This window comes from Sphingobium sp. HWE2-09, assembly GCF_035989265.1.
Classification (GTDB): Bacteria; Pseudomonadota; Alphaproteobacteria; order Sphingomonadales; family Sphingomonadaceae; genus Sphingobium.
In genome coordinates this window covers 820,344-833,582 of the sequence record NZ_JAYKZX010000003.1, presented here as the reverse complement: position 1 = coordinate 833,582, position 13,239 = coordinate 820,344, and the positions used below count along the sequence as shown (strand labels likewise).

Annotated in this window: 8 protein-coding genes; 3 read left to right on the top strand and 5 right to left on the bottom strand. The window is 63.1% G+C overall.

The features are described 5' to 3' along the window. Positions 1-12 precede the first annotated feature (12 nt). The 3 genes from U5A89_RS09435 to U5A89_RS09425 form a co-directional block, all read right to left on the bottom strand. Positions 13-2,109, bottom strand: coding sequence for a right-handed parallel beta-helix repeat-containing protein (locus tag U5A89_RS09435; RefSeq protein ID WP_338160902.1), 2,097 nt, complete (start codon positions 2,107-2,109; stop codon positions 13-15). Positions 2,110-2,147: 38 nt separating this feature from the next. Continuing rightward, positions 2,148-3,521 carry a DUF1593 domain-containing protein gene (locus U5A89_RS09430; RefSeq protein ID WP_338160901.1) on the bottom strand — a complete coding sequence of 458 codons (1,374 nt, stop codon included), beginning with the start codon at positions 3,519-3,521 and terminating at the stop codon, positions 2,148-2,150. A 156-nt stretch (positions 3,522-3,677) separates the two neighbouring features. Beyond that, positions 3,678-6,596 carry a TonB-dependent receptor domain-containing protein gene (locus tag U5A89_RS09425; RefSeq protein WP_338160900.1) on the bottom strand — a complete coding sequence of 973 codons (2,919 nt, stop codon included), beginning with the start codon at positions 6,594-6,596 and terminating at the stop codon, positions 3,678-3,680. Between the two features lie 360 nt (positions 6,597-6,956). Here U5A89_RS09425 and U5A89_RS09420 point away from each other — a divergent pair, with 360 nt between their 5' ends. Then, the gene (locus U5A89_RS09420; RefSeq protein WP_338160899.1) at positions 6,957-8,150 is read left to right on the top strand and encodes an MFS transporter; all 1,194 of its coding nucleotides are present in this window, start codon (positions 6,957-6,959) and stop codon (positions 8,148-8,150) included. 40 nt (positions 8,151-8,190) lie between these two features. After that, a complete protein-coding gene (locus U5A89_RS09415) occupies positions 8,191-9,822 on the top strand; it encodes a glycoside hydrolase family 43 protein (RefSeq protein ID WP_338160898.1) in 1,632 nt (543 codons plus the stop codon). On the opposite strand, the gene U5A89_RS09410 is transcribed toward U5A89_RS09415, so the two are convergent. Beyond that, complete coding sequence (locus U5A89_RS09410; protein ID WP_338160897.1) at positions 9,783-10,829, bottom strand: LacI family DNA-binding transcriptional regulator; 1,047 nt, start codon at positions 10,827-10,829, stop codon at positions 9,783-9,785. The genes U5A89_RS09415 and U5A89_RS09410 overlap by 40 nt on opposite strands. Before the next feature lie 88 nt (positions 10,830-10,917). Next, entirely contained in the window at positions 10,918-11,802 is an 885-nt protein-coding gene (locus U5A89_RS09405; protein ID WP_338160896.1) for an alpha/beta hydrolase, read from the bottom strand. A 270-nt stretch (positions 11,803-12,072) separates the two neighbouring features. On the opposite strand from U5A89_RS09405, the gene U5A89_RS09400 reads away from it, so the two are divergent. Next, on the top strand, positions 12,073-13,107 hold the full coding sequence (locus U5A89_RS09400; RefSeq protein ID WP_338160895.1) for a glycoside hydrolase family 43 protein: 1,035 nt from the start codon (positions 12,073-12,075) through the stop codon (positions 13,105-13,107). Positions 13,108-13,239: the final 132 nt, after the last annotated feature.

Here is a 13,239-nt window from a genome sequence, read left to right as displayed (position 1 = left end):
CCGCGTCGTCCTTCACGGACGGCGCGGCGCGGCCTGCTGCACGCCGCTGGCGTCGATCACCCGTTGGGCTTCGACTGGCCATTGGCTCCCGACCACCGCGACATTGTCCGCCGCCCGGTTGTTGAGATAGTCGCTCCATTCGCCGTTCAATTTGCCGCTATTATACCAGTTGCCCGTCGCGACATTGTCCAGCGCGGTGCGTTTGGGCGCGATGTGCGACTGGGTGTTGAGGTTCAGCCACACGCCGCCCACGCGATCCACGACATTGTTGCGCACCGTGACATAGCGCGACCCTTCATCCAGATAGATGGCGATCCCGCCCGATCCCGCGACGTCGGATATGTAATTTTCCGCGATCAGCGCACCGGGATCGGCCGACAGATGATAGATCGCCCCGCCATCGGGGAACCACTGCTTCACCCGGCGCACCCGATTGCCCATGACCACCGTGTCACGCAGGGTGGTCGGCGTATCATAGACGATATTGCCCGGCTGGTCATAATAGCCGCGCTGTTTGCGCCAATATTCCGCGCTGCCGCCCGGATCGTTCGCGCCCCATCCCCAGCCGACATCGATCCCGTCATAGGGCGTGTCGGACACGTCGTTATGCAGGATCAGCGTGCCAGACGCATAGGTCACCAGGATTGCCGACTGCTCCTTATAATCGCGTGACACCCCCGCGATCCGGTTGTTGCGGATCAGGATGTCGCGCAATCCCATTTCAGGCCGCGCGGGATGATGCGCATCAGGCTCCACCCCGCCCGCCATGATCGCCCCGCCGGCCAGGTCGGTAAAGCTGCTGTTGGTCACCTCGATCGCCGCCGCGCCCAGCCCGACGCCGCTCGCATTCGCCTCTGGATTATTGCCGATGCCGAGCGCGATCTGTCCCAGTTGCGAGAAGCGGTCGTCGTCGAAGACGATGCGCCGCGCCGCCGCCACCTGAACGGCAGCAGGCTGCTGCCGCCACCGGTTGCGCATCCGCTCGAACGACCAGCAGCCCCAGCTGCAATCGCGGATCGGATCGGCCGGGTAATCGGCCAGCTCTCCTGCCAGATAGGCGCCGCTCTGCTGGCTGGCATAGCCCTCCGGCCCCGATGGTTGCAGCCAGCTCGTATGACTGAACTGCAACCGGCGAAACTCCAGGTCGCGCACCGGATCGTCATAGCTGCCCGCGATCGACAGCAGATGCGCCAGCCGCGGCAGGACGACTTCGATACGACGCATATCCTCGCCCGGCCGGGGCTTATAGTATAATTGCCCCGCCTTGGGATCGACGAACCATTGCCCCGGATCGCGCAGGAACGGCAGCGCGTTCACCAGGAATAGCCGTGCGACCTCCACCGACACCGGCCTGGCGATCGTGTCGTAACCGACCAGATTGTTGCGCCATCCGGGCTGCTGCATCACGATCCTGTCGCCCTCGATACGATCGACCATGGCATGGCGATGGGTGAACCAGCTCATCCCCTCCACCTCGATCTGCTGCTGGCCGGGCAGTTGCGCCAGAAAGCGCCAGGCGGGATCCTTGATCTCCAGCCCCCAGGGGTGGAACGCCACCGCCGCCCGCGGTATCTCCACCGAGGCGCGCGGCGCCAGCTTTCCCGCGACGGTCAATTGCCGCGGGTCGCTCCCCATAGGAACGTTGGCCGCCCATATATTCCGCTGCCGGTCCACCAGCCGCCAGCCCGTCACCGGCGTACCGCCCGACAGGATGGCATGCGTACCCGGCGCGCCTTCCCACCGCACCGTAAAGCCATTCTGCCCGCCGTCCCGCGCGCCAAAGCGCAAGGGCGCGTCCAGTCTATACACGCCCGGCGCCAGCAACACGGTCACGTCATGATCGCGGTTGATCGTCCGCACTACCTGCTGCGTGCGCACCAGCGTCGCGAAGGGGCGCTGCGCTGTGCCATCGCCCGCATCCGATCCCTGTGGCGACACATGCAGAATGACCGGCGTCGGATCGGGGCGGTTCGGGATCACGACCCGGAAATGTCCGCCCGGTGCGTGCTGGACCGGCGTCACCCGCGGGATGTCGGGCATCGGCGGCAGCTGCGCCATCGCCGAACCGGCCAAGCCCGCAGCGACAGCAAACAGACCCGACCACCGCATCCTGCCCATCTCCCGCATCCCCCGTCCGGCGCTCCGCCTCAAGGCTCGATCGTCACGATCACCCGGCGATAGCGCGTCAGCGGCGGCGTGCCCTTGTCGCTCACCGCGACGACGAAATGCGCCTCACGCGGCTCCGTCACCATCGGCGCGGTAAAATCCACCGTCACGATATTGGGCGAAATGCCGGACGGGATCGCCGTCGTCCAACCGCCGATCTCGGGATAGTGGAACCAGTAATAGCTCAGGCTATCGCCGTCCGGATCGCTCGACCCCAATGCGCTCAGGACGAAGCGCTGCCCGGCCTTCACCCGCAACAGGTCGGCATGGGCGATCTTCACCACGGGCGGATGGTTGGCGTCCTTATAAGCCTTGGTCGACCAATCCATCCGCGCAGCGAAGTCATTCTGGAAATCGCCGCGCCAGCGCCAGAGCGTCGCGCGAAAATCCTTGATCGTCCGGTCGCCCGGCACAACCGCCCGGCCGATATCCTTGCGGACGATCGGCGTGACGGCATCGATGGCATTGGTCCAGATCGGCCGCGTCTCCGGATCGATCGGCACGCCGCCGGTAAAGCCGCCCGGGTCCATCGTCGCGCGCGTGGGCGTATATAATTCATAGCGCCCGCCCCATCCGCCCCAGTCGGGATGTTCGGGATCACTGAGGCCATTGGGGATCAGCGGCAGATAAGCGGGCGTATCCCCCTCCATGCCATAGGCGACGTCGGGATAGGCCGCGCCCAGCGGCCCATGGCCCTGCTGAATATGATCGCGCAGCCAGTCATTGCCCACGACATCATTGTCGATCCCGTCGATCCGGCTGTGGATCGCGGTCCATGTCCCCGCGCCATAGCCGCCGGGGCTGACGATGTAGAACAGGTCGGGGAAGGTCTTGCGAATCCACGCCCCGCTGTCGTCCTGGTCGGAAATCGTATAGACCCGCAACCGCGCCAGCAGCCGCGCGACGTCTGCGGGCGACCGGGTCGCGCGCAGATGATGCAGCGCCTGCGCCAGACTGTTCGCCCCGCCCCAGATCGATACCCACAGCGGTCGGCCGTCATCCTTGTCCAGCGCGTCGATGATCAGCCGCGATCCTGCCGTATCCTTGCCATCGCCTACTGCCGCCATGCCGTAACCGGGCTGCCCTTCGCGCACCAGCGCGCGCAACCGGTCGGGCGCGGGATAGCCCGGTTCATGCAGGTTGAGATTGGGCTGCACCTTGGCATAGGCATCGATGATCCGCTGGATCGACGCCGCATGCACTCCCTGTTTCATATGGACCGATGTCGTCGCGACCAGTCCTTCCAGGTCGATCTGGTTGGCATAGAGAAACAGCCGGATGAAAGACTGCGTATCGTCCGGGTCCGCCTCGATATCGCTCAGCACGATCAGGCGCTGCTTCGTCGCTGGCGCCAAAGAAGAAGAAGGGGGAGAGGCTGCCGGCAAGGCGGCCGGGGGATCATGGCCGCGATTGCCGCGATGAAGGCAAATCGTTTCACGTTGGTCCTCTCCCCAGTATAATTTGGTCAGGCCGACCGGATCATCCGCGATCCGCCCGGCACAACCTATAGCTTAGAAGCGGAAGCGAACACCCGCGCGATACATGCGGCCCACCACGTCATACAATGCCGGATTGACGAAATAGGGCGACTTGGCCGGATCGCGATTGAACAGATTGTCGACCTTGGCATAGGCGGTGATCGACTTGGTGATGTTGTACGTGCCGCCAATGTCCACATAGAAGGCACCAGGCATGAAATTCTGGTCGATCGTGGGATGGTTGTTGGTCAATTCAGGGCAGCTGCCCGGCTGGCACACGACATATTGGTTGCCCAGCACACCGTCGCTGAACCAGCGTTCCTGCACCATCAGCGAGAATTTATCATTCTCATAGCTCTGGATCGCCAGCCACTTCCAATCCGGCGTGCCCCCCGTGTTTACGCCCGCTGTGTCGTTGGGGATCGTGCCCCGTATGCCGGAGTTTACCACGAACTCGCGAACATGGGTGGCCAGCGCGCGGAAGGTCAGGCTGCCAGGCAGGCCCAGCGGCTGCTGCCAGCGATAACTGGCTTCGATGTCGAAGCCGCTGGTCTTCCAGGACGCCAAGTTGAACGGCTGGACATTGATGAAGTTCGGGCCGGTCTGGTTATTAAGGTTGAAAGCGTCGCAGAACTCCGTCGCGACCTGCTGGAAGCACAGGTTGACGATGTCGCCCGCGCCCAAGGTGGAAACGACGTCATTAATCTTGATCTTGTAGTAGTCGAACGAGAAGCTGAGGCCGGGCAGCCAGGATGCGCCTGAAAAAGCGATACCGGCAGTGGTGTTGCGCGCCGTTTCCGGGCGCAGATTGGTGTTACCGATGACATTCTGGATCGCCAGCACGTTTCTGCCGGAAAACGGATCAAAGAAGTTGGGCAAGGTCGTCGTGACCGGCGCTGCGAACAATTCGGACAGGTTGGGCGCGCGCACGTCTTTCGACGTGACGCCGCGCAGGCGGAAGCCCTCGATCGGCAGGTTCCAGGTACCGCCCAGCTTCCACGTCCAATTGACGCCCGACGTGCTGTAATCGGTCACGCGCACCGCACCGTTGATATTGGCTTTGCCCAGGGCATCGGAATTGATGACCGGCAAATCCGCCTCGAAAAAGGCTTCCTTGACGCTATAGGCGCCCTGCCCGTTCTTGTAGTTGCCCGCATACCAATTGTTGCCGCCCCCATTCAGCGTGGGATCGGCCGGATAGTCGGAGGTCGCGGGCGCGGTATTGAAGCCCTGCCCATAGGGGTCGGCCCTTACGCGGTAAAATTCATGACGATATTCGCCACCGAATGCGATCGACAGCGGCCCGGCCCACAGATCGACCGGCGAACCGGAAAAGTTGAGGCTGACCACGTCCTGCGTCTGGCGCGTGCGCTGGAACGGCCCGTTGTCAGGCATAATATAATTTAGCGCTGCCTGCGACGGGTTGCCGCCGAAAATATTGAGCGGCTGACATCCATTGGCCCGCGCGGTGGCGCTGGCGCATACCACCGTGCCGTTCAGCGTGGTCGCATTGATCGCGTCGTTGAAACGGTTGCTGAGCATGATGTTGGACACGTCGATGTCCGAATAATTGGTCCCACGCTCATAATAATTGTCGTAGGTCCAATCGGTGCCCAGCAGGCTGAACTCGCCTTTCGCGCCGATCACCGCGCGATATTGACGGCGATCGGTATGGACCTGCGTATTGCCGAGCGCGGCGTTGCTGGTCCCGTAACCAAAGCTGGTGATGCCCGCGGTCGCGCACGCCGCCTTGATCGAATCGGGTACGAAGGGATTGGCGCACTGGATCGTCAGGCCCGGCCGGTTCATGCCGCCTACCGGCTGGTTCTGAGTCTTCACCTGTCCATAGTTGAAGGTGAAATATAGTTCGTCATTGTCGGCGAAGTCGAAGCCCAGGCGGCCATAGGTGTTGATACGCTCGATCGACGACTGGAGCGTGCGGCCCGCATCGACATTGCCCGACAGGTCGCCGCCGATGCAGTAGCCCGGGAAACATCCGGTGACTGCCGTACTCGTCCCACTGCGCACCGGCACGCCGTTTGATCCATATTGGAACTGGAACGGGTTGCCCGCCTGATCAAACGCCGTGCCCTGCAACGGACCCGACGTGATCAGGCCATATTTGGTGTAATTGTACGTCTGCGCATTGTCGCGCAAAACAAAACGTGGCGATCCGTCATTGGTGACGCCGCGATCGATCAGGGTCGTCTGCTTGAACCAGTCGCGCCCGCCCGCCAGGCCAAGGCCGAATTCGCCACCGCCAACGCCATCTTCATTGGCATATTCGCCACTGACGACCAGATGGATGCGATCGTCGGCAAAGCTGGTCCCGGCGGCAAGCTGGACGAGCACCTGCTCATTGTCGCCATAATCGCTGATGCCGCCCTGGATATTGCCCTTGATACCCTTGAAGCGCGTGTCGGTGATGAAGTTGACGACACCGCCGACCGCATCGGACCCGTAGGATGCCGACGCGCCGCCATTGACGACATCGACCCGCTGGATCAGCAATTGCGGGAACAGGCTGATGTCCGGCACGCCGGTCACGTTCGCGCCGACGACGCGCTGGCCGTCCAGCAGCGTCAGCGTACGGATCGCGCCCACGCCACGCAGCGAGAAGGAGCTAAGGCCTTGCTGCCCGCTCGACGTGCTGAACGTGTTGGTGGACGTGCCCGACGATCCCTGCAGCGATGGCAGCTGTGCGATGGTGGTAAAGATATTGGGCTGCGCGTTGGCTTCGATCGCGCCCGAATTGATCACCGTCGTCGGCGTCGGCGCGGTATAGCCGCTGGTCTTGATGCGCGATCCCGTCACCACGATATCGGCGGTGTTGCCGCGCGGTTCGTTGCCCTGCGGCGCTTGTGCGTCCTGCGGGGCTTGCGCCTCCTGCGGCGCCTGCGCCAGAACTGGCGTCGCCATCAGGCTGGCGGATACCGCGACGATGCTGGCCATCGAAAAGCGCGAACGCGCTGCACCGATACGTGAATGGAAACCTGTCATCTCTCTCTCTCTCCCCAAATCATGCTTTGATTGCATTTGCAGGACCATTGCCCCGGAGCCACCCCCCTATGCCCAGCTTCCATGACAGAGACTCGACAGAAAGATCGTTAGCGCTAACAACACCTATTGATGTTTTCCGACTTTCTTGTCAATACTCAGACAAGACGAGATTGAGGGGATGACGGCATTGCAGGCGCAGCAACTATTAGGCGGACCGAAGGGACGTGGCGCACCGCCGCGTCCGGCGGCGCGAAACCGGCAGTCCCATCCCCGCTTGCATGTTAACGTTATCACCCTGATATGGCTGCACGCGTGAGAATCGGGAAAATCCGCTGGACCATCATCGGTCTATTTGTCGGCGCGATGGTGATCAATTACCTGTCCCGCTCCGTCCTGGGCGTCGCTGCCCCCATCATCCTGACCGAACAGGCGATCAGCAACGCCGAATATAGCTGGATCACCAGCGCATTTCAGCTGGGCGTCATGCTGCAACCGGCGGCCGGCTATTTCCTCGACAGCGTCGGCCTGAAGATCGGCTTTACAATCTGCGTCGCGGCCTGGTCGCTCGTCACCATGGCCCATGGCTTCGTGAACGGCTGGTTCGGCTTTGCCGCGCTGCGCGGCCTGCTGGGTCTGGCGGAAGGATCGGCGCAACCGGCCGGGCAAAAGCTGGTGGCGGAATGGTTCCCGTCCAAGGAACGCGGGCTGGCGGGCGGCATCTACAATATCGGCGCCTCCTTCGGTGCGGTGTTCGCGCCCCCGCTCGTCGCCTGGGCGGTGATAATGCACAGCTGGCGGCTGGCCTTCGTCGTCGCAGGCGGCATCGGCCTGGTCTGGGCGTTGCTCTGGTTTTTCTATTATGAAACCCCTGCCCGCCACCGCCGCCTGGGCGACCTGGAACGCGACTATATCCTCAGCGGTCAGGAAGCCCGGCTTGCCGCGCGCGCGCAGCGCCCGTCCATCCTCTCCATGCTGCGCCAGCGGGACATGTGGGGCATCGCCCTGCCGCGCATGCTGGCCGATCCGGTCTGGGGCATGCTGTCTTTCTGGATGCCGCTCTACCTCGCCCGCGTGCGCGGCTTCGACCTGGGACAGATCGCCCTGTTCGCCTGGCTGCCCTTCCTGGCCGCTGACCTGGGCTGCCTGTTCGGCCCCGCCGTCGTGACCTTCCTCCAGCGCCGCAACGTCAACCTGATCGACGCGCGCCGCTGGGCCTTCACCCTGGGCGCGGTGATGATGACCGGCATGGCGTTCGTCGGCATGGCGACCAACCCCTATGCGGCGATCGCGCTGCTGTGCCTGGGCGGCTTCGCGCACCAGACGCTGTCGGTCACGGTCATCACCATGGCGTCGGACCTTTTCCCCGCAACGCGGTGGCGACGGCGACCGGCATGGCGGGCCTGGCGGGCAATCTTGGCGTCCTCGTCTTCACATTGCTGCTGGGTCAGATGGTCGACCAGGTCGGCTACACGCCCTTCTTCATCCTTCTTGGCGTGCTCGACCTGATCGGCGCCGCCCTTCTATGGACATTGGTGCGCAAGCCTAAATGAACGACATTTCCAATCCGATCCTCCGGGGCTTCAATCCCGATCCCTCGATCGTGCGGGTCGGCGATGATTTTTACATCGCGACCTCCACCTTCGAATGGTTCCCCGGCGTTCAGATCCATCACAGCCGCGACCTTGCCCACTGGCGCCTCGCCGCCCGCCCCTTGTCGCGCGCCGCGCATCTCGACATGCGGGGCGACCCCAATTCCTGCGGCGTATGGGCGCCGGACCTCAGCTATACCGACGGTCGCTTCTGGCTGATATTCACCGACGTCAAACGCTACGGCGCCACCACCGTCAACGGCGCGAAGGGCGTGTCGCTGCGCGATTTCCCCAACTATGTCGTCACCTGCGACCGCATTGATGGCGACTGGTCCGATCCCGTCCACCTCAACAGCAGCGGCTTCGATCCCGCGCTGTTCCATGACGATGACGGCCGCAGTTGGATGCTCAACATGTTGTGGGACCATCGCTCCGGGCAGGGCCGCTTTGCGGGCATACAGATGCAGGAACTCGACCGCCGCACCATGGCGCTGGTCGGCGAACCAAGCCTGATCTTCAAGGGCACGGAGCGCGGCTTTACCGAAGGACCGCACCTCTACAAGCGCGACGGCTGGTATCATCTGCTCGTCGCCGAAGGCGGCACCGGCTGGGATCATGCGGTCGTCATGGCCCGGTCCCGCAATATTTTCGGCCCCTATGACGTCCATCCCGACGGCGCGGTCCTGACCGGCGCGGGCGGTAAAGACGGCCCCATCACCCGCGCGGGCCATGGCGACCTGGTCGAACTGGCCGACGGCACGCCCTGGCTCGCCTATCTGTGCGGACGCCCGCTGCCCGGTCGCGAACGCTGTATCATGGGACGTGAAACCGCGATCCAGCCGATGCGCTGGGACGAGGATTGCTGGCTGCGCACCCTGGCAGGCGACGCCCGGCCGGATGCCTCCCCCAAAGCACCGGCCCTGCCCGCCGCCCCTTGGCCGGAAACCCAATGGGACGGACAATTTAATGTCGCGCAATTGCCCGAAGAGTTTCAATGGCTCCGCACGCCCTTTGCCGACCGCCTGTTCAGCCTGACCGCGCGTACCGGCCATCTGCGCCTCTATGGCCGTGAAACCGTGGGAAGCCTGTTCGAACAGGCGCTGGTGGCGCGCCGCCAGACCGACTTCCGCTTTACCGCCCGCACCTGCCTGTCGTTCGAACCGACCAGCTTCCAACAGGCGGCGGGGCTGATCTATTATTATAACAGCACGAAATTCTACTATCTGCACATCAGCACCGACGACGGCGTCCGCCTTCTCCAGCTGATGATGGCCTCCCCGGACCAGGAAAATATCACGCTGGACGTCATCGCCCCGCTGCCACCCGGCCCGATCGAGCTGCGCATGGATGTGGACGGCGACGCGCTGACCTTCGCCTGGCGCCTGCACGACGCGGCAGCATGGCAACGCCTGCCGCACCGCTATGACGCCAGCATCCTGTCCGATGAAGTCACATGCCCGGGCCTGCCCAATTTCACCGGCACCTTCGTCGGCATGGCGTGCCAGGATCTGTCGGGCGCGGCGATGCCCGCGGATTTTTCGTCCTTCCACTATGAGGAAGGCGAAGGCCTCAGCGCACCGGTGGACTGACGCTCCACCAGTTCATGCTCCAATATCCGTTCGCGCGGCACCCGTGACTTGCGGCCTTGCAGGCCGATCTCCGCGATCAGCAGGCTCATCGCCTCGGCCGCCAGCGCGCGCACGGGCTGGTGAATGGTGGTGAGCGGCGGCCATAAAGTGATCGCCGCCGTCGTATCGTCGAACCCCGCCACGGTCAGTTCGGTCGGCACATCCAGATGACGGCGATGCGCCACCGATACCACCGCGGCGGCCATATCGTCGTTGCTGGCGAAAATCGCAGTCGGCGGTTCGCTCGCGCCCAGCAACTGTTCGGCGGCGACCAGGCCGGACATATAGGTGAAGTCGCCCTGCACGACTTGCACCACGACGCCGCCGGTCTCCCGCACCGCCGCATAGAAACCGGCCATGCGCTCGGCGCTGGCGGCCTGGTCGGGATTGCCCAGGATGAACCCCAACCGCCGATGCCCCAGATCGAGCAGATATCGGGTCATCTGATAGGATGCCGCCCGATCGTCGATTCGCACGCAGATGGTGTCGGGCGACTGGTAGGCGCCGACGGTCGCCATGATGCACCCCGCGTCGCGCAACACGCGCAGCACTTCGGGCGCTTCGCCCAAAGGCGGGGCCAGCAACACGCCGCTTATGCCAGACGACGCCAGATCCTCCAGCGCCGCCGTCGTCGGCGCGCGGCCGCCCTCGCCTTTCAGCAGGATCAACCGGGCGCCCCGCGCCGATGCTTCCTCGAACACGCCGGTCAGGAAATCGCTCATGAAGGCAGCGCTGGGATTGGAATAGATGACGCCGATGCGCAATTCGGTCGATGTCACCAGATTGCGCGCGGCGACGTTGGGCGTGTAGGCCAGCGCCTTGATCGCTTCTTCCACGGCAATGCGGGTTTCCGCGCTCACCCCGGATCGCCCGTTCATGACGCGTGATACGGTCATGGACGATACACCCGCACGCGCCGCCACATCGACTATCGTGGCCCCGCGCCCGGGTCGATCCGATCTCGCCATCTTACCTTCCCGCGTCAGATACAATCGAGCAATCTAGGCCATGGATCGAGCCGCGAAAAGGGGAAACTTATCCTGCGTCAACTTGCCTTCATGGCATATTCTTGGTTTCGATCCTCAGCCGCCCGTCGCGGCAGAAACCGCAATCCTTGCCTGTAAATTGGCGTTTCGCCGTCTTGCTGCCCCGCAACTGCCAATCCAGCCAGGCGGTCACCACCTGCGCGCCAAGGCCGCCATGGGGCTGCATATAGGTGCCGCCATGCCCGACCGGTACGTTGACCAGCGCGGTCGGCACATGATCGATGCGCCGAAAATCGTCGGTGCCGTTCGGCCAGGCGATATCGGCGGGGCCGCCCAATATGTAGAGGATCGGACTGTGCAGCCTCGTCAGCAATGCCTTGTCGGATATGATGCCTTCGATCGGACTGACGCCGTCATTGAAATAGCCGCTGTTCATGATGATCGCGGTTTTCACCCGTGGCTCCTGCGCCACGGACAAGGCTTGTAACCCGCCACAGCTCCAGCCCGACACGGCGATCTGATCGACCGCGACATGGCCCTGAAACGGACCATCGGGTCGCGCATTTTCTCGCTGCGCCCAATCGATCGCTTCGCTCAGCGCCCGGGTCGGCGTCTGCGCGGTGAGCTTGCCGGACGGAGCAGGCCGATCGCGCGTCTTGCCGTCAGGGATATGGCCGGGCGCGATCACCAGATAGCCGCGTGACGCGATTTCCAGCAGATGATTGCGCGACGCCGTGCCATCGGCGCTGCATCCGCCATTGCCGAACACATAGATTCCGAGTTTGCGGGCACCCAGCCGCGCCAACGCCTTGGGCCGATAGACCACATGATCCGGTAGATCCGCCCGCATTTCGAACAGGGCGGGATAAGGACCGCTCCCTTGCTCCACCACCGGCGCGCCCTGCGCGTCCGTGGCAAGCGCAACCGTCAACCCCAGCATGATCAGCCAACGCATCCTGTCCTCCACTTGTATGAGTCATATCTTTGAAGATGACGCCTTATGCGATCGTCATACCGGCATTTTCGCCAACGTCTGCGAGTTTTTGGATGGATTTCGAAAATGATGCAAAGGTTACGCAATGATCGCATGATTTTATTTGTTGGAGTTATTGACCCGCTCCAAAGATCGAATAGGATGCAGCCTATCGCCGGGAACGACCGGTATCGTCGCGCTCCGGCGACCCAATCAGTCAGCCCAAGAGGATGCAGGATGCCCCGCCGAGCCATGCCTATCGATAGATGCCAGCCGCTTCCGGCGGTGCTCAGGTCGGTCGCCCCGCTCCTCCTCCTCGCCGCATTCGCCCCTGCTGCAACGGCGCAGGCTGCACCACCCCTTGCTCCCGGCGCAAATCCCATCATCCGCGACAAGTTCACTGCCGACCCCGCCCCGCTGGTCGTGGGCGATCGCCTCTATCTCTATGTCGGTCATGACGAAGCACAGCGGGACGAAATGTTCACCATGCGCGAATGGCTGGTCTATTCGACCACCGATATGCGACATTGGACCGATCACGGCCCGATCATGAACGTCGCCGATTTCAAATGGGCGAAGAAGGATGCCTGGGCCGCGCAGACCATAGCGAAGAACGGCAAATATTGGTTCTACGCCGCCGTCGAACATGACAACAGCCATTCGGGCAAGGCGATCGCGGTCGCCGTGTCCGACAGTCCCACCGGCCCTTTCATCGATGCCAGGGGGTCAGCGCTCATCACCAACCAGATGACGCCGAAGGGCACGCATAGCTGGGAGGATATCGACCCCACCGTCCTGACCGACGATGACGGCACGACCTGGATCGCCTGGGGCAACCGCAACTGCTATATCGCCAAGCTCAAGTCCAATATGATCGACATCGACGGGCCAATCATCGACATTACCCCGCCCCATTTCGAAGAGGGGCCATGGCTGCACAAGCGCGGCAATCTCTATTATCTGACCTATGCCTCGCTCGACCGGGCGACCCATCGCGACGAGCGCATATCCTACGCCACCGCCACCGCGCCCACCGGTCCTTGGACCTATCGCGGCGAACTGACGGGATCGGGCAAATATAGCTTCACCATCCATCCCGGCATCGCGGATTTCAAGGGGCAGTCCTATCTGTTCCTGCACAATGCCACGCTGTCGATCGGCGATCTCAACGGCGCGATTGGTCGCCGCGCAGTGACGGTCGAGCGGTTGGAGTATAATGCCGACGGCACGATGAAGCCCGTCGTCCAGACCGACGCAGGCGTCACCGCCAAAGACGTCCGCCAATAACGCCATGGCCGCTACCTATCTCGACACCGTAATATGTTAGCGCTATCAACATTGACGTCGCAGAGAATAGCGGCACGTTCCAGGAGAGAGATTGCAATGCCGCACCGGCCCTCGACATTCCGGCTTTTCACG

What these genes read in the sequence shown, in the direction of transcription:
- U5A89_RS09435 (WP_338160902.1), bottom strand. Translation starts at nt 2,109, where the DNA reads ATGCGGTGGTCGGGTCTGTTTGCTGTCGCTGCGGGCTTGGCCGGTTCG.
- U5A89_RS09425 (WP_338160900.1), bottom strand. Translation starts at nt 6,596, where the DNA reads ATGGCCAGCATCGTCGCGGTATCCGCCAGCCTGATGGCGACGCCAGTT.
- U5A89_RS09415 (WP_338160898.1), top strand. Translation starts at nt 8,191, where the DNA reads ATGAACGACATTTCCAATCCGATCCTCCGGGGCTTCAATCCCGATCCC.
- U5A89_RS09410 (WP_338160897.1), bottom strand. Translation starts at nt 10,829, where the DNA reads ATGGCGAGATCGGATCGACCCGGGCGCGGGGCCACGATAGTCGATGTG.
- U5A89_RS09405 (WP_338160896.1), bottom strand. Translation starts at nt 11,802, where the DNA reads ATGCGTTGGCTGATCATGCTGGGGTTGACGGTTGCGCTTGCCACGGAC.
- U5A89_RS09400 (WP_338160895.1), top strand. Translation starts at nt 12,073, where the DNA reads ATGCCTATCGATAGATGCCAGCCGCTTCCGGCGGTGCTCAGGTCGGTC.